Origin of the sequence: Nocardioides psychrotolerans (assembly GCF_900113685.1) — a bacterium.
Classification (GTDB): domain Bacteria; phylum Actinomycetota; class Actinomycetes; order Propionibacteriales; family Nocardioidaceae; genus Nocardioides; species Nocardioides psychrotolerans.
The window spans coordinates 242233-259966 of record NZ_FOQG01000001.1 but is presented as its reverse complement, the minus strand read 5'-3'; the positions used below and the strand labels follow the sequence as shown (position 1 = coordinate 259966).

The window sequence follows — 17734 nt, the reverse complement described above, 5'->3', positions numbered from 1 at the left end:
GTGAGGGCGGCCTGACCGAGTGAGGCGCGGACGTCACGGTCGGGAGGTGAGCCGCCGCCGCAGCTCGGCCTCGCGGCGCAGCCGGGCCTGGTCGCGCTCGCGCCGCGAGGCCATGACCGCGGCCAGGAAGTCCTCGGGGCGGGCGTGGGGCGGGGGAGCGGGCGCCACGTGGTGGCGGACCTCGTCGGCGAGACGGGCGCCGATGGATGCCCGGGCCTCGGGGGCGATGCTGGCCGAGCGGCCGAGGAACTGGCGGACCGCCAGAGCCAGGCCGGTCGGCAGCGAGGTCATGTCGGCGCTGCGGGCCCAGCCCGCGAGGTGGGGCGGCATGATCGCCGGCGGGGCGAGCTGCAGGCGCACCCGGTCGCGGACGACGTACGTCCCCGCCGCGTAGTCGCCTAGCCGCTTTCCGCGGCTGCTCAGCAGCGCGGAGAAGAACGCCGGCACCCCGCTGAAGGCGTAGATCTCGACGAAACCGATCAGGGCACGGATGAACGCGTGCTGGACGGTGATCGGCCCGGCGTCGTCACGGACCGTGCGCAGGCCGAGTGCGAGCTTGCCGAGGCTGCGCCCGCCGGTCAGCGTCTCGACGACGGTCGGGAAGACCAGGAACACCGTGACCAGCGTGCCGATCAGGGCCACGTGCGCCAGCGCGGCGTCCGTGTCGATGGCGGCGACGAGGGCGACCAGGATGACGCCGACCAGCAGGACGCCGGTCGTGAGCAGGTCGATGAGGCCGGAGGCGATGCGGGCGCCGAGGCTCGCGGCCGGCAGGTCGAGCGCGACGGCCTCGCCGGTGACGAGGTCGTCGGTCGTCAGGGTCGCGAACTCTGGGGACATCGCGGTCAGTCTAGGTCGGCCCCGGCCGGGACGACGTGCCTAGAGTGGGCGCGTGGACCTCGACGCCTACGTGCTCGCGCACGCCCACGAGTGGGAGCGCCTCGACACCCTGGTCCGCACCCGCCGGCTCAGCGGCGCGGAGAGCGACGAGCTGGTCGAGCGCTACCAGCAGGTGGCCACGCATCTCTCGGTCGTGCGTACGTCGGCCCCCGACGCCTCCCTCGTCGCGCATCTCTCCTCGTTGCTCGCCCGGGCCCGCAACCGCGCCGTCGGCACCCGCGTGGCCTCGTGGCGCGGCGTCCGAACCTTCTTCCTGGAGCGCTTCCCAGCCGCGCTCTACCGGCTGCGCTGGTGGTGGTTGGGCTGCGTCGCAGCCAACGTGGTCGTCGCGGCGGCGATGATGTGGTGGCTCCTCGACCACCCGACCGTCGAGCAGACCCTGCTCTCGCCGGCCGAGGTCGACCAGCTGGTCAACGAGGACTTCGAGGGCTACTACAGCGAGTACGCCGCCAGCCACTTCGCCGCGCAGGTCTGGATCAACAACGCCTGGGTCTCGGCCCTCTGCATCGCGCTCGGGATCCTGGGCTTCCCGGTCGTGCAGCTGCTCTTCAGCAACATCCTGAACCTGGCGATCATCGGCTCGGTGATGATGCGCGCCGACCGCGGTGAGCTGTTCTGGGGCCTGATCCTCCCGCACGGGCTGCTCGAGCTCACGGCCGTCTTCGTGGCCGGCGGGGTGGGGCTACGCCTGTTCTGGTCGTGGATCGAGCCCGGTGGCCTCACCCGCCCCCAGTCCGTGGCGCGGGAGGGCCGCACCGCCGCCACGGTGGCCCTCGGGCTGGTGGTGGTGCTCGCGGTCAGCGGCGTGATCGAAGCGTTCGTGACGCCCTCGGGGCTCCCCACGTGGGCGCGGATCTCGATCGGTGTGCTCGCCGAGCTGGTCTTCCTCGCCTACGTGTTCGTGCTCGGCCGCAACGCCGCCCAGCGCGGCTTCACCGGCGATCTCGACGCGGCGCTGCTCGAGGACCGGGTCGCGACGCAGGCCTGAGGCGCGGTCCGACGCCGAGCTGGCCGGCCCTCAGCCGAGCGCAGCGACCGCGAGCACCAACGCCAGCACGGCGAACAGCCCGCGCAACCGGTCGGCACGCAGCAGCCGGCGCAGCAGCGCCGGGTCGGGCGTGACCAGGCGGCCGTGGGTGGGTGCCGCGGCGACCGCGGTGACGACCACAGAACCCGCGGCGGCGAGGACCGCGGCGACACCGAGCGTGCTCGGCGAGGACGCGAGCAGCCAGGCACCCGTTGGCACCAGCGCGCCGTACGTCATCCCCACGAGGGGGACGATCAGGCGGCTGTGACGGGCGTGCGCGTCGCGCCACAGCGACGCCGGGACCCGCGCGAGCACGGGATAGACGAGCGCCGTGACGGTGAGCTGGAAGCCGGCATGCAGCGCGGCAGCGAGGGCGAAGGCGACCCCGGCCGTGATCATCGGTCGTTCACCGGTCGATCACCGGTCCACGAGTCGGGACGCGAGCACGGCGCGGGCGGCCCGCTCACCGCTGACCATCGCGCCCTGGATCGAGCCGGTGTCGCGGTGGTCTCCGCACATCACGATGCCGCGGTCGATGACCACCGGGCGCCGCTCGGAGAAGGGCGCGAGCTGCACGGGCAGCGCGTGCGGGATCTCCTGGCGCGCGATCGAGCGCCAGCGGGTGGTGGCCGAGCCGAGCAGCTCGCCGGCGTGGCGGGCGATCTGCTCCTCGGTCGGCGCGGGCGTGCCGGGGTGCATCAGAGCCGAGGCCTGGACGAGGTGCAGCCCCGCCGGGGCGTACGACGGCGCGGCGGTCGAGACGACGGCCGTGTTCAGCACGGGCCCGGAGGCGCGGGTGCGGGCGTCGACGTGGAGCAGGCCGCGGTGGGTGGGCAGCTCGTCGGTCGCGAACCAGTGCGTCACGACCCCCTTCATCACTGGCGTGTAGGCCTGCGTCAGCCGGGCCGCCTCGGGGGCAGCGGTCGCGACGACGACGTGGCGCGCGCGGAGCCTCTCGCCCGACACCGAGAGCGTGTAGTCACCCGAGGAGCCCGCCAACGACTCGACCTCGCGGCCCAGCGAGATCCGACCGGTGAGCGACGCGGCGAGCTGCTCCGGCAGCGCCTGCATGCCGGCGGCGGGAAGGCCCGGCACGCCGGTGGCGAAGGCGCGGGTCAGCACCAGGGCGTAGGCGGCCGACGTCGACTGGTCGTCCTCGAGCAGGACGCCGGCGAGGAAGCGCTCCAGCACCGTGCGCAGCTCGCCGTCCATGCCGACGCGGTCCAGCGACTGACGCAGGCTCCCGTCGAACGATCGTGGCAGGCGCGTCGCGAGTCTCCCGCGGCCCACGCTGGCCCTGGCCAGGGGCGCGAGCCACCGGGCCATCGCGACACCTTCGCGGGGTCTGGTGATGACCGAGCGCAGCGTCGTGGGCGCCAGGCGGGGCTCCCGCAGCGGGTGGCCGAGCTCCTGGAGGCCGTCGTCGAGGAGCGCAGCGACGCCCGCCGGGAACGACTGGAGCTGGAGCGCCGCGACGTCGACGGACCGCTTGACGGCCGGGTAGCCCGGGTTGAGCAGCTGGAAGCCCCGGTCGACGAGGAAGCCGTCGACCACGTCGGTGCGGATCCGTCCGCCGACGGCGTCGGCGGACTCCAGGACCCGCACCTCGAGGCCGGCGCGGGTCAGCGCCCGCGCCGCCTGGAGGCCGGCCATGCCGGCTCCGACGACGGCGACGTCGATGTCGAGGTCGAGACCGGCCATCTCAGCGGCCGCCGAACCGGTCGACGTAGGCCACGACGCGGTTGAACATCGAGGTCACCGACGCCAGGTCGGCCATGCCGGGGGCGGGCCGCTCGGCGAGGTCGTAGAGGACCGGCGCTGCGTCGTGCGGCAGAGCAGCGGCAACGACCTGGGTGCAGATGCGCGAGGCGTCGCGCACGGCGGCCGGCTCGACGGTCCAGATCGACTCGAAGACGCGGTCGCGGTCGCGCACGTCGCGCTGACCGGGCAGCTCCCAGGCGGTGAGGGCCACCGGCAGGTCGACGGCGTCGCAGATGACGGCCCACTCGCGACGCATGGGGGCGTCCAGCGCCAGCGGCACCTTGACCGGCGAGCTGCCCGGCTCCTCGGTGTCCCAGTCGGCGAAGACGAAGGCCGACTTCGCCACACGGGCGAGCTCGACCCAGCGGTCGTGGGCGGGGTCGTAGTTCTTGGCTGCCTGGAAGGCGCCGAAGATGTGCGCCCGGTCGGCCTTCGCGCAGAACTCGTCCTCGATCGCCCAGGAGAGCGCGAGCAGGGTCGACTTCTTCAGCCGGTGGGTGGCCAGGTGCGGGTGCAGGCGCCGCAGGCCGGCGAAGACCGAGGGTGCCGGGGGAGCGACGTCGAGGAGGGCCGCGCTGGTCGTCTCACCGATGGCGACGTCGAGGCGTACGCCGGCATCCCGACGTCGCAGCACGGCCAGCACCGCCCCTACGTCGGACTCCGCGTAGCGTCGGTGCCCGCTGTCGAGCCGGCGCGGGCTCGGGAACCCGTGGCGCTGCTCCCACATCCGCAGGGTGGCCGTGCTCAGACCGGTGCGTTCGGCGAGGTCCCCGATCGTGAGTGACGAATTAGTGGGCCCAGCCCCTTGCGCAAACCTCAACGTCGTGTTCATGCTGTCACTGTACATCCTCAACAGGTTGTTGAGGAAGTTGTGGAATACCACCACAGAAAGCGTGACGACGATGAGCAGTCAACCAATGGACAGCACGAGCAACGAGGTCGTCGACTGGACGGACCTCGGTGCCAGGATGTGGAGCTTCCTCACGGGACGCGAGGCAGCGATCCACTACCGGTTCGAGGACATGGCCGTCGAGGTCCCGCGCGACACGGGCCCGAGCTCGCCGCGGGCCACGTGGAAGGTCAACGGCACCCTGACGATCACCACCAGTGACCAGGGCCAGCCCGTGCAGCCGGTCCGGGACCGGCCGTGACGCTGACCCTCGTCGCCGACCTCGAGTTCGAGATCGAGCGTCCAGGCAGCAACCCGGTCCGGGGCCGGCTCCGCGGGTCCGGCGACCGGATGACGCTGGAGGTCGACGACCCCGGCGCCTTCGCCGGTGCCGGCGACGCGGTCTCGGTGCGCTCCATCGCGGAGGCGCTGGCCACCCAGGGGCTGGTGGTCCGCGTCATGCACCGCGGTGACCACCTCGTGTCGCTGGGCGACGTCTCGGCACCCTGGTGGCAGCGCCGGGTGACCGGCACCCGCCGGATCCGGCTGGGCAGCCTGCGGGGTGCCTGGACGTCGGCCCGCTCGCGCGCCCGCGGCACCGCTCCGGTGCTGCCCGGCCCCGGTCTCGTGCCACCGGGCACGGTGCTGCCGCTCTTCCCCACGATGCACCGCCTCGCCCGCCGGGGTGTCGGCACCACCCACGACCCGGCCCGTGGTGGGGGTGCCCGGCTGGTGCGCGCGGCCGAGACGGTGGGTCCCGGTGAGCGGCAGCCGATCTTCTGGCTCGAGGACGGGATGCTGATCGGGTCCGACCCCGGGTGCGACCTGGTGCTCGCCGGTCTCGAGCCGGTGCACGCCCGGATCGTCCACGATGTCCGCGACGAGTGGGTCATCAAGGCGATCGAGGGGGTCACCCGGGTCCACGGTGCTCCCGTGCTGGCCCAGATCCTGCGCACCGGCGCCCGCGTCGATCTCGGCAGCCACCGGTTGGCTTACTTCCGCGAGGAGTTCGCCGACCACGGCCGACCCTTCGGTGGTCGCATCGGCGGGGAGGCCGGGCACCAGCTCCCGCAGGAGCCACGCGAGACGCACCCGCCCGAGCACCGCGACACCACGGGCTGACCGCGCGGCTCAGAGAAGTCCCTGCGCCTTGAGGTGGAGGTAGTGGTCGGCGAGGGCCGGCGGCAGCTGCTCGGCGTCCGCGTCGACGACGTCGACGCCGAGTGCGGCCAGCAGCTCCGCCGTACGACGTCGTCGCGCCAGCACCTGCTCGGCCGCGGCGGCGTCGTAGACCTCGTCGATCGACCCGCGTGCCGCGGCGAGCCGGTCGAGCGCGGGATCCTTGACGGAGGCCAGCACGACCCGGTGGTGCCGGGTGAGGGCGGGCAGCACGGTCAGCAGGCCCTCCTCGATCGCGGACGGCTCGAGCGGTGTCAGCAGCACCACGAGCGCCCGCTGTCGACCCATCGCCTGGACCGCGCCGGCCAGCGAGTCCCAGTCGGCCTCGGCGATGACCGGTTCGAGGTCTGCCATCGTGTCCTGGAGACGCGCCACGATGTCGCGGGCGCCGGCCGAGCGCACGCGGGCCCGCACCCGTCGGTCGCCGGCCACCACGTCGACCCGGTCGCCGGCCCGTGCCACGAGCGCGGCGAGGAGCAGGGCCGCGTCCATGGCGGAGTCGAGGCGTGGCACGTCGTCGACGCGGCCCGCCGAGGTGCGGGAGGTGTCGAGGACCAGCACCACGCGCCGGTCGCGCTCGGGCTGCCAGGTGCGCACGACGACGTTGCGGTTGCGCGCCGAGGCGCGCCAGTCGATGGAGCGCACGTCGTCGCCGCGGACGTACTCACGCAGGGAGTCGAACTCGGTGCCCTGGCCCCGCACCCGCACGGCTGATCGGCCGTCCAGCTCGCGCAGCCGGGCCAGGCGCGAGGGCAGGTGCTTGCGCGACTCGAACGGCGGCAGCGACCGCACCGACCCCGGGACGACGAGCGTGCGTTGTCGTGCCGCCAGCCGCAGCGGTCCCGGCAGGCGCACGGTCACCCCGGTGGCACGGAGGTCGCCCCGCCGGCGGGGGAGCAGCGGGGTGCGCAGCACCGCCCGGTCACCCGGGGCCAGCGACACCCGGTGGCGGTTGTCGCTCGCACCGGCCGAGGGCTGCCACGCGTCACGCAACAGGGCACGGACGCGGCGACGCGAGGTGTTGCGCACGACGATCAGCGTCTCGGTGGGGTAGCCCAGCCGCGTCGCACCGACCGGTCGCCGCTCGAGGGACAACGCAGCAGGACGGGGCGCCACCAGCCAGTCGAGCAGCGTCAGCGTCGTCACCACGAGCAGCCACAGCAACACGGTGCTCGCCGACGGCCGGAGCAGGACGGCCACCAGGCCGGCCAGAAGGAGCAGGGGCACCCGCCCCGAGATAGCCATCAGCGACCCGACGCGGCGGGGGAGATGACGGGGGAGATGACGGGGGAGACGACGCTCATCGCGGGACGGGCACCGAGCCCAGCGCCGAGGCGAGCACCCGGGCCACGTCCACGCCCTCGAGCTCGGCCTCGGGCCGCAGGCCCAACCGGTGCACCAGGGTCGCGTGGGCCAGCGACTTCACGTCGTCGGGAGTCACGAAGTCGCGGCCGACCAACCAGGCCCACGCGCGGGCCGCCCGCAGCAGCGCGGTCGCCCCGCGCGGGCTCACCCCGAGGCTCAGCGAGGGCGAGTCACGGGTGGCCCGGGCGATGTCGACGATGTAGCCCGCGACCTCGGGCGAGACCTGCACGGTCTTGACCGCGGCCTGCCCGGCGACGATGTCGGCAGCACCGGCCACCGCCCTCACCCCGGCCCCGGCGACGTCGCGCGGGTCGAATCCGGCAGCGTGGCGGCGCAGGATCTCCAGCTCCGCGGCCCGCTCGGGGATCGGCAGCACCACCTTGACCAGGAAGCGGTCGAGCTGCGCCTCGGGCAACGGGTAGGTGCCTTCGTACTCCACGGGGTTCTGCGTCGCGGCCACCAGGAAGGGCCTCGGCAACGGGCGCGAGACCCCGTCCACGGAGACCTGCCCCTCCTCCATCGCCTCGAGCAGCGCCGACTGCGTCTTGGGGGGCGTGCGGTTGATCTCGTCGGCGAGCAGCAGGTTGGTGAAGACCGGCCCCTCGCGGAAGCTGAGCTCGCCCTGGGAGCTGTCGATGACCATCGAGCCGGTGATGTCGCCGGGCATCAGGTCGGGGGTGAACTGCACCCGGCGGGTCTCCACCGCCAGCGCAGCGGCCAGCGTGCGCACGAGCAGCGTCTTGGCCGTGCCCGGCACGCCCTCCATGAGCACGTGCCCGCCGCACAGGAGCGCGACCAGCAGCCCGGAGACGGCGGCGTCCTGGCCGACGACGGCCTTCGCCACCTCGGTCCGTACGGCGGTCAGTCGCTCGCGCGCCTCGGCTGCGCCGTGCGCGGTGGGCACCGCGCCCGCAGGGTCGGGGGGATTCTCGGTCATGTGCGGCGTACCTCTCTGTCGAGCTCGGCCAGCTGGTCGGCCAGGGTGATCAGGGCAGCGTCGGACGCGGGCGTCGGTGCATCGGGGGCGAGGAGGGCCGCGACCTCCTCAATGGGCCGCCCGAGGTGCTGGGCCACGTCGCGCACGAGGACCTGGTCGTCGGTGACCGTGCCGAGGCGCAGCCGCTCGGCGGCCCGCGTGCGGGCGGCGCGGCGCAGTGCGCCGGCAGCGTGCGCCCGGTCGCCGGCCCGGCGGTAGAGCCGCCCCCGGCTCAGGGTGGTCTCGATGGCCTTGACGACGACAGGCAGCGGCTCGGTGGAGAGCGGGCCGAGGCGACGCACCCGCCACAGCACCAGGGCGACGGCGCTGAGCCCGACCAGCCACAGACCGGGTGCGAGCCAGTCGGGCAGGAGGCTCGCGAGGCTGACCCCGTCGTCCCCGACCAGGTCCGCGACGCTCGGGACATACCAGACCAGGCGCTCGTCCTGGCCCAGCAGCCGCAGGGCCACGGCGGCGTTGTCGCCGCGCAGGATCTGGTCGTTCGTCAGCGCGTCGCCGGCCCCGAAGGAGACGACGCCGTCGCGCTCGACCAGCACGGCGTCGCCGTCGTCGGTGCGGAAGCAGCCGTCGGCCGCGGGATAGGCGAGGGTCGCGTCGACCTCCAGCACCAGCGCGTCGTACGCCGGATCGGCGCACGCGCCCCGCGTGCCCTGGCCGAGCGTGCTGCTGCTCGGCTGTCCGCCGAGACCCATGGCGTCGGTGACGCCGGGGCCGGGGGCCACGAGGACCAGCCGTGCGTCGCCGACGGTCGAGAGCAGGCGCTCGACGGTGCTCCGGCCCAGCGAGTCGGTGGAGGTCACCACCACGGTCGTGGCGGTGTCGATGTCCGCGGCGTCGAGCTCGTCGGCGCCGCGGGCCACGCTGACGTCGACCCCGTGGTCGTCGAGCACGCGGGCGAGGGCCCGGGCTCCGGCGGGCCCGGGGTTGGCCGGGTCGAGGTCCTCGGCCGTGCGGCCGCCCTGTCCCGACCACACCACGACCGCGACCGCCGCGAGCAGCCCGAGGGTGATCAGCAGCGTGGTCCGGTGGCCGCGCAGGCGCCCGGTCATCGCACACCCGCCAGGTCGTCGTCCAGGGTCAGCACGGCGTGCGCCTGCTCGTGGGTCGCGCGGCGGTCGCCGTAGAGCACGGAGTCGAAGAGGTCGGCACCGGTGTCGATGCGGGCGCGCTGGTGCGGGTGCTGGGCGGCCAGGGCGAGCGCGACCTCGTGCGCGGTGGCGCCGGGGGTGTCGTCGAGACGTCCGCGCTCGAGCTGGCGCAACGCGAGGGCCCGGAAGGCGTCGACGAGGGCGTCCTCGGGCCGCCCGTCGGCCAGGGCGACCTCGGCCCGCGCGCGCAGCTGGTCGGCGGTGACGGACTCCTCGGTCAGCACGGCGCGGCGCTCCCCGGCCGCACGGGCCGTGCGGCGGGCCCGCGAGAGCAGCAGCACCAGCCCGGCGACCAGCGCGACCGCGACCACCATCACCGCGAGGGTCTGCAGGGGAGGGGCGCCGCTGGCACTGGCGACGCCGCGGTCGATCAACCGCTCGAGCCACGTGATGAGCCGCTGCACCAGGTCCTGGTCGTGGTAGTCCGGCGCGAGCAGCTCTCGTCGCAGCAACGACCTGGCCTCCTCGGGCGTCGGGTCCAGCGGCGGGTCGGCCCGCGGAGGGACCAGGAGCAGTGCGCGCAGGATCACCGGCGCAGGACCCCCGCCTGCGTCATCAGCTCGACGTCGTAGGCCTCCTTGCGCATGCGCTGGTCGAGATACTGCAGGGAGGCGACGCTGGCGGTGAACGGGGCGACGAACGCCGACGAGATGACCGACGACAGCGCCTGGCTCAGGACCAGCCCGAGGGCGGCGTACTCCGGCCCGGCGGCGACCGCGCCCAGCTCACCGGCGATGGTCACGGGCACGGCGAGCATGTTGCCCGCGATCGAGGCCACGACCACGGTGAGCAGCGCGATGCCGAAGGTGCGCCAGAACGCGCCGCGCGTGAGCGTCCAGCCGCGTCCGATCGCGCCGAGCACGCCGACGTCCTCCAGCATCAGGGCCGGGGCCGGCAAGTAGTAGACGCGCACCCAGAACCAGCACATGAGGGCGATGTAGGCCGGCACGCTGATGACGCCCCAGACCACCAGCACGAGCACGTCGGTCGTGGTGAGCGCCAGCACGAACCACACCAGCACGTAGACGACCAGGCCCATGATCCAGACCAGGTTGATCAGCAGCGTGAGGCCGAGGAGCCGCCAGCGCTTGCCGCGGGTGGCGGCCCACGCCTCCCCGAGGCTGAGTCGTCGCCCGACGGCCGCCGCGTGGGTGACGTGGGCGACCATCCCGGTCACGAAGATCAGCCCGACCTGGAGCAGCGCCAGCCCGACGAACAGGGAGCCGAAGGAGCCGATGCCCCCGATCAGCTCGCTGCCGGCACCACCGCCGGTCTCGTCGAGCACCGCACCGACAGTGAAGGTGAGCAGCGCGGTGACGAGCACGGGGATCGCCATGGTGACCGCGGCGACCAGCACCGCGGAGCCCACCGTGGCCCGGGGGTTGAAACGGATGATCCGGAACGCGCCGTCGTAGATGTCGCCCAGCCCGAGGGGCCGCAGCGCGATTGCCCCGGGCTTGTGCGCCGCGCCGAGCATGCCGGGAGCCGGGGCCCAGCCACCCTGTCCGGCGGGACCCGGCGGGGGAGGAGGCGCCCACCCGGGCGGCGGCGCACCGGCCCCGGGCGGCAGTGGCGGTGGTGGCGGCTGTGGTGCGCCCGGCGGCGGATAGGAGTCGTAACCCGACATGGCTCCCCTTCGTCGGCTTCGTCGACCGCCATCTTGTCAGGTCAGGTGGCTGGGCCCACGTGACTGGCGCACGTGACTGGGCAGGACGCACGCGGTGTCGAGCCCGAGCACCCGGTTGAGCCTGCCGAAGGCGATCCAGGAGCCGAGGCACATCGACAGCTCCACGACCTCCTGGTCGGAGTAGTGCATCTTCATCCGGGTCCAGAAGGAGTCGTCGAGGCCGTGGTGGTCCAGGGCGTAGCGCTCGGCGTACTCGGCCGCGAGGCGGGTCCGGTCGTCGAAGGCGGTGGTCGTGCGCCACGAGGTGACGGCGTCGGCAAAGCCTTCCTCGACCTTCGCCCCGTCCTTCTCGGTGCGCCAGTCCTGGCAGAACAGGCAGCCGTTGAGCTGCGCGATGCGCAGCCGGGCCGCTTCGAACTCGCGCAGGCCCAGCGTGCCGTGCTCGTAGACGCTGGTGGCGAACCTGGACGCGGCCGGTCCGATGCCCGGGACCATCTCTCCCCACACGTAGAGGATCGGGTCCTTGCCCGGGGGGACGTCGATGATCATGAACCGCCCTTTCCGTTGTCGTTGGCGCTGAGGGTGGGGAGCGCACGGCCGAGGCGACCGACCGCGGGGGAGAGGGGGACGTCGAGGACGTCGTAGATGCCGGGCGAGGCCTCGTGACGGTCCGGGGCGGAGTAGAACGTGTTCTCGTCTGCCATGGTGGGAGGCTAGTGCGGAGGGCGCCGGCGGGGTAGGGCCGAAGCGATTTGGCGCAGTCGCGGACATCTGCCAAGATAGTCCGGTTGCTCCGGCGGGTTGCCGGGGCGCAGCACATCTTGACTTCTGAATCGCGTCTCCTGCTTCTTCACGGAGTGTCGTTTCGGTGGTCGGCTGTGCCCGCGCCGCACCAGGAGACCCGATCAGCCTGACGAACCGTCAGGCGCCACCAACACCTTGGCTCGACGGACGTGCTGTGTTGCGAGGAAATCTCGCGACACGCCCAACCGCGGGGGTCGGGGAGGGTGGTGGGCGCAGGGCGGGACAGACTCAAACCCGAGGACGTTCCGGACAGGCACGTGGACCAGTAGAAGGACGAGAGAGACCTATGGCGGGACAGAAGATCCGCATCAGGCTCAAGGCCTATGACCACGAGGTGATCGACACCTCGGCTCGCAAGATCGTGGACACCGTCACCCGCACGGGTGCGAAGGTAGCCGGCCCCGTGCCGCTCCCGACCGAGAAGAACGTCTACTGCGTCATTCGGTCGCCGCACAAGTACAAGGACTCCCGCGAGCACTTCGAGATGCGCACGCACAAGCGGCTCATCGACATCATCGACCCCACGCCGAAGACCGTTGACTCCCTGATGCGACTCGACCTCCCGGCCGGTGTCGACATCGAGATCAAGCTCTGAGGTCGAGGAACTAGCCATGACTGTTGAGAAGAACGTGAAGGGGCTGCTGGGCACCAAGCTCGGCATGACCCAGGTCTGGGACGAGAACAACCGCATCGTTCCCGTCACCGTGATCGCTGCGACGACCAACGTGATCACCCAGGTCCGCCAGCCCGAGACCGATGGCTACAACGCCATCCAGGTCGGCTTCGGCGAGATCGAGGGTCGCAAGATCACCAAGCCGCAGGCTGGTCACTTCGCCAAGGCGGGCACCACGCCCCGTCGCCACGTGGTCGAGATCCGCACCTCCGACGCTGCGTCCTACGCGATCGGCCAGGAGTTGCCCGTCGACACGTTCGCGGCCGGCGAGGTCATCGACGTCACGGGCACGAGCAAGGGCAAGGGCTTCGCCGGTGTCATGAAGCGTCACGGCTTCCACGGCGTCGGTGCCTCCCACGGTGCCCACCGCAACCACCGCAAGCCCGGTTCGATCGGCGCCTGCGCCACGCCGGGCCGCGTTTTCAAGGGCGTCCGCATGGCCGGCCGGATGGGCAGTGACACCGTCACCACCCAGAACGTCACCGTGCACGCCATCGACGCCGACAAGGGCCTGATCCTCCTCAAGGGTGCCGTTCCCGGTCCCAAGGGTGGGGTCATCATCCTGCGCTCGGCTGCGAAGAAGAGCCAGGAGGTCTGAGCACATGGCTACCAAGACCCTCAAGGTCGAGCTCCCCGCCGAGATCTTCGACGTCGCGGTCAACATCCCGTTGATCCACCAGGTCGTCGTCGCGCAGCAGGCTGCCGCTCGCCAGGGAACGCACTCCACCAAGCGTCGCGGCGAGGTCCGCGGTGGTGGACGCAAGCCCTACAAGCAGAAGGGCACCGGCCGCGCCCGTCAGGGCTCGACCCGCGCTCCCCAGTTCGTCGGTGGTGGCGTCGTGCATGGCCCCAAGCCGCGCGACTACGACCAACGCACCCCCAAGAAGATGAAGGCAGCCGCCCTGCGCGGTGCCCTCTCCGACCGGGCCCGCAACGAGCGCATCCACGTCGTGGAGTCGCTCGTCGTCGGAGACAAGCCCTCGACCAAGGCTGCTCTCGCTGCCCTGGTCGACCTGTCGCCGCGCACCCGCTTCCTGGTCGTGCTCGAGCGCACTGACTCGATCACCTGGCTGTCGCTGCGCAACGCGGCCCAGGTGCACATCGTGGCCGTCGACCAGCTCAACACCTATGACGTGCTGGCCTCCGACGACGTCGTCATCACCAAGGGCGCCTACGACGTCCTGGTGAACGGCAAGCCCGAGACCGCCGAGGAGGGCGACAAGTGAGCACCCTGCACAAGGACCACCGCGACGTCTTGATCTCGCCGGTCGTCTCCGAGAAGAGCTACGGCCTCCTCGACGCCAACAAATACACGTTCCTGGTGCGCCCTGACGCCAACAAGACCGAGATCAAGATCGCGGTCGAGAAGGTCTTCAGCGTCAAGGTGACCTCGGTCAACACGATCAACCGCAAGGGCAAGACGCGCCGAACCAAGAACGGGCTCGGCAAGCGCAAGGACACCAAGCGCGCCATCGTCAGCCTGGCCGAGGGCCACCGCATCGACATCTTCGGAGGTCCGGTCTCCTGACCGGGCAGCTGGATAACGAGGACTGAGAAATGGCAATCCGTAAGTACAAGCCGACAACGCCGGGCCGTCGCGGCTCGTCCGTCGCCGACTTCGCCGAGGTCACCCGGACCACGCCGGAGAAGTCGCTGACGCGTCCGCTTCCCAAAAAGGGCGGCCGCAACAACCAGGGCCGCATCACCACGCGGCACCAGGGTGGCGGTCACAAGCGTGCCTACCGCATCATCGACTTCCGTCGCTACGACAAGGACGGCGTGCCGGCCAAGGTCGCTCACATCGAGTACGACCCCAACCGCACGGCTCGCATCGCGCTGCTGCACTACGCCGACGGCGAGAAGCGCTACATCATCGCGCCGAAGGACCTGACGCAGGGCACCGTCGTGGAGTCGGGCGTCACCGCCGACATCAAGCCGGGCAACAACCTGCCGCTGCGCAACATCCCCGTCGGCTCGACGATCCACTGCGTGGAGCTTCGTCCCGGTGGCGGTGCCAAGATGGCGCGCTCCGCCGGCAACTCGGCCCAGCTCGTCGCCCGTGAGGGCTCGCGCGCCACGCTGCGTCTGCCCTCGGGCGAGATGCGCTTCGTCGACGTGCGCTGCCGCGCCACGATCGGTGAGGTCGGCAACGCCGAGCAGTCCAACATCAACTGGGGCAAGGCCGGCCGGATGCGGTGGAAGGGCAAGCGCCCGACCGTCCGCGGTGTCGTCATGAACCCGGTCGACCACCCGCACGGTGGTGGCGAGGGCAAGACGTCCGGTGGACGTCACCCCGTCTCGCCCTGGGGCAAGGCCGAGGGTCGCACGCGCAAGCGCAAGGCCAGCGACTCCCAGATCATCCGTCGTCGCAAGTCCGGCAAGGGTAGGAAGTAACCGACATGCCTCGCAGCCTGAAGAAGGGCCCCTTCATCGACGACCACCTTCAGAAGAAGGTGGACGCCGAGAACGCGAAGGGCAGCCACAACGTCATCAAGACCTGGTCGCGCCGGTCGATGATCGTGCCCGACATGATCGGTCACACCATCGCGGTGCACGACGGTCGCAAGCACGTCCCGGTCTTCGTCACCGACTCCATGGTCGGTCACAAGCTGGGCGAGTTCGCCCCCACCCGCACCTACCGCGGACACGTCAAGGAAGACCGGAAGGGACGCCGTCGATGAGCACCACCGAACGCCACCGCACCAGCGCGCGTCGTGACTCGCTCCTGGGCGACCAGCCGGGCGCATTCGCGAGCGCTCGCTTCGTGCGGATCACTCCCATGAAGGCTCGCCGTGTCGTCGACATGGTCCGTGGACTTCCCGTCGGCGACGCCCTGTCGCTGCTCCAGTTCGCGCCGCAGGCCGCCTCCGAGACCGTCTACAAGGTGCTCGAGAGCGCGATTGCCAACGCCTCGACCACGGAGGGTCTGGACTCGGGCGACCTGGTCGTCTCGATCTGCCAGGTCGACGAGGGCCCGACGATGAAGCGCTGGCGCCCCCGCGCCCAGGGCCGCGCGACGCGGATCAACAAGCGCACCAGCCACATCACCCTGGCGGTCCAGCCTGCCGGCGTGGTGGCTGACGCCAAGAAGAAGCGGACCCACAAGAACGGAAAGGGTGCCTGATGGGCCAGAAAATCAACCCGAACGGCTTCCGGCTCGGTATCAGCACGGACCACAAGTCCCGCTGGTACGCCGACAAGCTCTACAAGGCCTACGTCGGCGAGGACGTCGCCATCCGCAGGCTGCTCTCCAAGGGCATGGAGCGGGCCGGCATCTCCAAGGTCGAGATCGAGCGCACCCGTGACCGTGTCCGCGTGGACATCCACACGGCTCGTCCGGGCATCGTCATCGGCCGCCGCGGCGCCGAGGCCGACCGCATCCGCGGCGAGCTCGAGAAGCTCACCGGCAAGCAGGTGCAGCTGAACATCCTCGAGGTCAAGAACCCCGAGGTCGACGCTCAGCTGGTCGCCCAGGGTGTCGCCGAGCAGCTCTCCGGACGCGTGCAGTTCCGTCGTGCCATGAAGAAGGCCATGCAGACCTCGATGCGGTCCGGTGCCAAGGGCATCCGCATCCAGTGCTCGGGTCGTCTCAACGGCGCTGAGATGTCGCGCACCGAGTTCTACCGCGAGGGTCGCGTTCCGCTGCACACGCTGCGTGCCGACATCGACTACGGCTTCTACGAGGCCAAGACGACCTTCGGCCGCATCGGCGTGAAGGTCTGGATCTACAAGGGCGAGGTCGCCGGCACCCGTGCCGAGCGTCAGGCCCAGGCCGCTGCCCGCGCCGGTGTCCCCGGTCGCGGCGGCAGCGGTGCTCGTCCCGCCCGCGGTGGCGAGCGTCCGAGCCGTGGCTCGCGCCCCACCCGTGCGGACCGCGAGGCGCCCGCAGCGACCGAGGCTCCGGCCGAGGCTGCTGCTCCGGCTGCCACCGAGAATGCCGGATCGGAGAGCTGACCCATGTTGATGCCCCGTCGCGTCAAGCACCGCAAGCAGCACCACCCCAACCGCCGGGGAAAGGCGAAGGGTGGCACCACGCTCGCGTTCGGTGACTTCGGGATCCAGGCGATCGAGGGTCACTACGTGACCAACCGACAGATCGAGTCGGCCCGTATCGCCATGACCCGTCACATCAAGCGTGGTGGGAAGGTGTGGATCAACATCTACCCCGACCGCCCGCTGACCAAGAAGCCTGCCGAGACCCGCATGGGTTCCGGCAAGGGTTCCCCGGAGTGGTGGATCGCCAACGTGAAGCCCGGCCGTGTCATGTTCGAACTTTCCGGCATCGACGAAGAGACTGCCCGTGAGGCCATGCGCCGCGCGATGCACAAGCTCCCGATGAAGTGCCGGTTCATCTCGCGAGAGGCGGGTGAATTCTGATGGCTCAGGGCATCAAGGCCCACGAGCTCGACGAGCTCAACGGCGTCGACCTCGAGGCAAGGCTTCGGGAGTGCAAGGAAGAGCTGTTCAACCTGCGCTTCCAGGCAGCCACCGGCCAGCTGGAGAGCCACGGTCGGCTCAACACGGTCAAGAAGGACATCGCCCGGATCTACACCGTGGTGCGTGAGCGCGAGCTCGGCATCCGGACGGCTCCCGGAACCGAGAAGGAAGAGGCGTCCGCATGAGCGAGCAGCCCACCACTGACACTGCGACCAACGAGCGCAACGCCCGTAAGGTCCGCGAGGGCCTGGTCGTCAGCGACAAGATGGACAAGACCGTGGTCGTGTCCGTCGAGGACCGTGTCAAGCACGCGCTCTACGGCAAGGTCCTGCGCCGCACGAGCAAGCTCAAGGCGCACGACGAGAAGAACGAGTGCGGCATCGGCGACCGGGTCCTCCTGATGGAGACCCGTCCGCTGTCGGCCACCAAGCGTTGGCGCGTCGTGCAGATCCTCGAGAAGGCCAAGTAACCACGGGCCCAGCCCGCAACTGACTAAAAGTTCGGCAAGGCTCGTCGCTCCCAGATAGCGGCGAGAACCAGCTCGACAAGGAGAAACTGATGATCCAGCAGGAGTCGCGACTCAAGGTCGCCGACAACACCGGTGCGAAGGAGATCCTTTGCATCCGTGTTCTCGGAGGCTCTGGTCGACGCTACGCCGGTATCGGCGACGTCATCGTCGCCACCGTGAAGGACGCGATCCCCGGTGGCAACGTGAAGAAGGGTGACGTCGTCAAGGCCGTCATCGTTCGTACCGTCAAGGAGCGTCGCCGCGCCGATGGTTCCTACATCCGCTTCGACGAGAACGCCGCCGTGATCCTCAAGGCGGACGGCGAGCCCCGAGGCACCCGCATCTTCGGCCCCGTGGGCCGCGAGCTGCGCGAGAAGAAGTTCATGAAGATCATCTCGCTCGCGCCGGAGGTGCTCTGA

26 protein-coding genes are annotated in these 17734 nt (G+C 71.2%); 15 read left to right on the top strand and 11 right to left on the bottom strand.

Going from position 1 to position 17734, the window contains the following annotated elements:
- Positions 1-33 precede the first annotated feature (33 nt).
- Entirely contained in the window at positions 34-840 is an 807-nt protein-coding gene (locus tag BM204_RS01235; RefSeq protein ID WP_091109745.1) for an RDD family protein, read from the bottom strand.
- 52 nt (positions 841-892) lie between these two features.
- Between BM204_RS01235 and BM204_RS01230 the strand changes: the two genes are divergently transcribed.
- Entirely contained in the window at positions 893-1888 is a 996-nt protein-coding gene (locus BM204_RS01230) for a stage II sporulation protein M (protein WP_091109743.1), read from the top strand.
- A 30-nt stretch (positions 1889-1918) separates the two neighbouring features.
- On the opposite strand, the gene BM204_RS01225 is transcribed toward BM204_RS01230, so the two are convergent.
- The 3 genes from BM204_RS01225 to BM204_RS01215 are packed head-to-tail and all read right to left on the bottom strand — an operon-like array spanning position 1919 to position 4520.
- Positions 1919-2326, bottom strand: coding sequence for a hypothetical protein (locus BM204_RS01225; protein ID WP_091109741.1), 408 nt, complete (start codon positions 2324-2326; stop codon positions 1919-1921).
- A gap of 18 nt (positions 2327-2344) precedes the next feature.
- Positions 2345-3628, bottom strand: coding sequence for an NAD(P)/FAD-dependent oxidoreductase (locus tag BM204_RS01220; protein WP_091109739.1), 1284 nt, complete (start codon positions 3626-3628; stop codon positions 2345-2347).
- A gap of 1 nt (position 3629) precedes the next feature.
- Positions 3630-4520, bottom strand: coding sequence for a DICT sensory domain-containing protein (locus tag BM204_RS01215; protein WP_170259044.1), 891 nt, complete (start codon positions 4518-4520; stop codon positions 3630-3632).
- Between the two features lie 70 nt (positions 4521-4590).
- Here BM204_RS01215 and BM204_RS01210 point away from each other — a divergent pair, with 70 nt between their 5' ends.
- Together BM204_RS01210 and BM204_RS01205 are read left to right on the top strand one after the other, a co-directional pair.
- A complete protein-coding gene (locus tag BM204_RS01210) occupies positions 4591-4839 on the top strand; it encodes a hypothetical protein (RefSeq protein ID WP_091110030.1) in 249 nt (82 codons plus the stop codon).
- Complete coding sequence (locus tag BM204_RS01205) at positions 4836-5699, top strand: FHA domain-containing protein (protein ID WP_091109736.1); 864 nt, start codon at positions 4836-4838, stop codon at positions 5697-5699. Before BM204_RS01210 ends, BM204_RS01205 begins: the two co-directional genes overlap by 4 nt.
- 9 nt (positions 5700-5708) lie before the next feature.
- Here the strand turns inward: BM204_RS01205 and BM204_RS01200 are convergent, their stop codons facing one another.
- The 7 genes from BM204_RS01200 to BM204_RS22470 form a co-directional block, all read right to left on the bottom strand.
- Positions 5709-6983, bottom strand: coding sequence for a DUF58 domain-containing protein (locus BM204_RS01200; protein ID WP_246165770.1), 1275 nt, complete (start codon positions 6981-6983; stop codon positions 5709-5711).
- A 73-nt stretch (positions 6984-7056) separates the two neighbouring features.
- Complete coding sequence (locus BM204_RS01195; RefSeq protein WP_091109733.1) at positions 7057-8058, bottom strand: AAA family ATPase; 1002 nt, start codon at positions 8056-8058, stop codon at positions 7057-7059.
- The gene (locus BM204_RS01190) at positions 8055-9167 is read right to left on the bottom strand and encodes a DUF4350 domain-containing protein (RefSeq protein WP_091109731.1); all 1113 of its coding nucleotides are present in this window, start codon (positions 9165-9167) and stop codon (positions 8055-8057) included. Before BM204_RS01190 ends, BM204_RS01195 begins: the two co-directional genes overlap by 4 nt.
- Positions 9164-9796 (bottom strand): DUF4129 domain-containing protein, encoded by a 633-nt coding sequence (locus tag BM204_RS01185; protein ID WP_091109729.1) that lies wholly within the window; start codon positions 9794-9796, stop codon positions 9164-9166. Before BM204_RS01185 ends, BM204_RS01190 begins: the two co-directional genes overlap by 4 nt.
- Positions 9793-10743, bottom strand: coding sequence for a DUF7847 domain-containing protein (locus tag BM204_RS22475; protein WP_091109728.1), 951 nt, complete (start codon positions 10741-10743; stop codon positions 9793-9795). Before BM204_RS22475 ends, BM204_RS01185 begins: the two co-directional genes overlap by 4 nt.
- A gap of 186 nt (positions 10744-10929) precedes the next feature.
- Positions 10930-11442, bottom strand: a complete 513-nt coding sequence (locus tag BM204_RS01175; RefSeq protein ID WP_091109726.1) for a carboxymuconolactone decarboxylase family protein — start codon at positions 11440-11442, stop codon at positions 10930-10932.
- On the bottom strand, positions 11439-11597 hold the full coding sequence (locus BM204_RS22470; RefSeq protein ID WP_170259045.1) for a hypothetical protein: 159 nt from the start codon (positions 11595-11597) through the stop codon (positions 11439-11441). The genes BM204_RS01175 and BM204_RS22470 overlap by 4 nt, the downstream gene beginning before the upstream one ends.
- A 386-nt stretch (positions 11598-11983) precedes the next feature.
- Between BM204_RS22470 and rpsJ the strand changes: the two genes are divergently transcribed.
- The 12 genes from rpsJ to rplN all read left to right on the top strand — a co-directional run bounded on the left by rpsJ (position 11984) and on the right by rplN (position 17734).
- Positions 11984-12292, top strand: coding sequence for a 30S ribosomal protein S10 (gene rpsJ / locus BM204_RS01170; protein WP_008360994.1), 309 nt, complete (start codon positions 11984-11986; stop codon positions 12290-12292).
- A gap of 16 nt (positions 12293-12308) precedes the next feature.
- A complete protein-coding gene (gene rplC / locus BM204_RS01165; protein WP_091109724.1) occupies positions 12309-12968 on the top strand; it encodes a 50S ribosomal protein L3 in 660 nt (219 codons plus the stop codon).
- A gap of 4 nt (positions 12969-12972) precedes the next feature.
- A complete protein-coding gene (gene rplD / locus BM204_RS01160) occupies positions 12973-13596 on the top strand; it encodes a 50S ribosomal protein L4 (RefSeq protein WP_091109723.1) in 624 nt (207 codons plus the stop codon).
- The gene (gene rplW / locus BM204_RS01155; RefSeq protein WP_091109721.1) at positions 13593-13898 is read left to right on the top strand and encodes a 50S ribosomal protein L23; all 306 of its coding nucleotides are present in this window, start codon (positions 13593-13595) and stop codon (positions 13896-13898) included. The genes rplD and rplW overlap by 4 nt, the downstream gene beginning before the upstream one ends.
- A gap of 29 nt (positions 13899-13927) precedes the next feature.
- Positions 13928-14764: a 50S ribosomal protein L2 gene (gene rplB / locus BM204_RS01150; protein ID WP_091109720.1), complete on the top strand. Its 837-nt coding sequence runs from the start codon at positions 13928-13930 to the stop codon at positions 14762-14764.
- 5 nt (positions 14765-14769) lie between these two features.
- Positions 14770-15051 carry a 30S ribosomal protein S19 gene (gene rpsS / locus BM204_RS01145; protein ID WP_091109718.1) on the top strand — a complete coding sequence of 94 codons (282 nt, stop codon included), beginning with the start codon at positions 14770-14772 and terminating at the stop codon, positions 15049-15051.
- On the top strand, positions 15048-15494 hold the full coding sequence (gene rplV, locus BM204_RS01140) for a 50S ribosomal protein L22 (RefSeq protein WP_091109715.1): 447 nt from the start codon (positions 15048-15050) through the stop codon (positions 15492-15494). Before rpsS ends, rplV begins: the two co-directional genes overlap by 4 nt.
- A complete protein-coding gene (rpsC, locus tag BM204_RS01135) occupies positions 15494-16324 on the top strand; it encodes a 30S ribosomal protein S3 (protein ID WP_091109713.1) in 831 nt (276 codons plus the stop codon). The genes rplV and rpsC overlap by 1 nt, the downstream gene beginning before the upstream one ends.
- A 3-nt stretch (positions 16325-16327) precedes the next feature.
- Positions 16328-16747: a 50S ribosomal protein L16 gene (rplP, locus tag BM204_RS01130; protein ID WP_091109711.1), complete on the top strand. Its 420-nt coding sequence runs from the start codon at positions 16328-16330 to the stop codon at positions 16745-16747.
- Positions 16747-16992: a 50S ribosomal protein L29 gene (gene rpmC, locus BM204_RS01125; protein WP_091109710.1), complete on the top strand. Its 246-nt coding sequence runs from the start codon at positions 16747-16749 to the stop codon at positions 16990-16992. Before rplP ends, rpmC begins: the two co-directional genes overlap by 1 nt.
- On the top strand, positions 16989-17276 hold the full coding sequence (rpsQ, locus tag BM204_RS01120; protein ID WP_091109708.1) for a 30S ribosomal protein S17: 288 nt from the start codon (positions 16989-16991) through the stop codon (positions 17274-17276). The genes rpmC and rpsQ overlap by 4 nt, the downstream gene beginning before the upstream one ends.
- A gap of 89 nt (positions 17277-17365) precedes the next feature.
- A complete protein-coding gene (gene rplN / locus BM204_RS01115; protein ID WP_091109706.1) occupies positions 17366-17734 on the top strand; it encodes a 50S ribosomal protein L14 in 369 nt (122 codons plus the stop codon).

Coding starts and splice junctions, on each gene's coding strand:
- rpmC (WP_091109710.1), top strand. CDS start 16,747: ATGGCTCAGGGCATCAAGGCCCACGAGCTCGACGAGCTCAACGGCGTC.
- BM204_RS01195 (WP_091109733.1), bottom strand. CDS start 8,058: ATGACCGAGAATCCCCCCGACCCTGCGGGCGCGGTGCCCACCGCGCAC.
- rplV (WP_091109715.1), top strand. CDS start 15,048: ATGAGCACCACCGAACGCCACCGCACCAGCGCGCGTCGTGACTCGCTC.
- rplB (WP_091109720.1), top strand. CDS start 13,928: ATGGCAATCCGTAAGTACAAGCCGACAACGCCGGGCCGTCGCGGCTCG.
- rplN (WP_091109706.1), top strand. CDS start 17,366: ATGATCCAGCAGGAGTCGCGACTCAAGGTCGCCGACAACACCGGTGCG.
- rpsJ (WP_008360994.1), top strand. CDS start 11,984: ATGGCGGGACAGAAGATCCGCATCAGGCTCAAGGCCTATGACCACGAG.
- rplC (WP_091109724.1), top strand. CDS start 12,309: ATGACTGTTGAGAAGAACGTGAAGGGGCTGCTGGGCACCAAGCTCGGC.
- rpsC (WP_091109713.1), top strand. CDS start 15,494: ATGGGCCAGAAAATCAACCCGAACGGCTTCCGGCTCGGTATCAGCACG.
- BM204_RS22475 (WP_091109728.1), bottom strand. CDS start 10,743: ATGCTCGGCGCGGCGCACAAGCCCGGGGCAATCGCGCTGCGGCCCCTC.
- BM204_RS01220 (WP_091109739.1), bottom strand. CDS start 3,628: ATGGCCGGTCTCGACCTCGACATCGACGTCGCCGTCGTCGGAGCCGGC.
- rplD (WP_091109723.1), top strand. CDS start 12,973: ATGGCTACCAAGACCCTCAAGGTCGAGCTCCCCGCCGAGATCTTCGAC.
- BM204_RS01175 (WP_091109726.1), bottom strand. CDS start 11,442: ATGATCATCGACGTCCCCCCGGGCAAGGACCCGATCCTCTACGTGTGG.
- BM204_RS22470 (WP_170259045.1), bottom strand. CDS start 11,597: ATGGCAGACGAGAACACGTTCTACTCCGCCCCGGACCGTCACGAGGCC.
- BM204_RS01215 (WP_170259044.1), bottom strand. CDS start 4,520: ATGAACACGACGTTGAGGTTTGCGCAAGGGGCTGGGCCCACTAATTCG.
- BM204_RS01210 (WP_091110030.1), top strand. CDS start 4,591: ATGAGCAGTCAACCAATGGACAGCACGAGCAACGAGGTCGTCGACTGG.
- BM204_RS01235 (WP_091109745.1), bottom strand. CDS start 840: ATGTCCCCAGAGTTCGCGACCCTGACGACCGACGACCTCGTCACCGGC.
- rpsS (WP_091109718.1), top strand. CDS start 14,770: ATGCCTCGCAGCCTGAAGAAGGGCCCCTTCATCGACGACCACCTTCAG.
- BM204_RS01225 (WP_091109741.1), bottom strand. CDS start 2,326: ATGATCACGGCCGGGGTCGCCTTCGCCCTCGCTGCCGCGCTGCATGCC.
- rplP (WP_091109711.1), top strand. CDS start 16,328: ATGTTGATGCCCCGTCGCGTCAAGCACCGCAAGCAGCACCACCCCAAC.
- BM204_RS01190 (WP_091109731.1), bottom strand. CDS start 9,167: ATGACCGGGCGCCTGCGCGGCCACCGGACCACGCTGCTGATCACCCTC.
- rpsQ (WP_091109708.1), top strand. CDS start 16,989: ATGAGCGAGCAGCCCACCACTGACACTGCGACCAACGAGCGCAACGCC.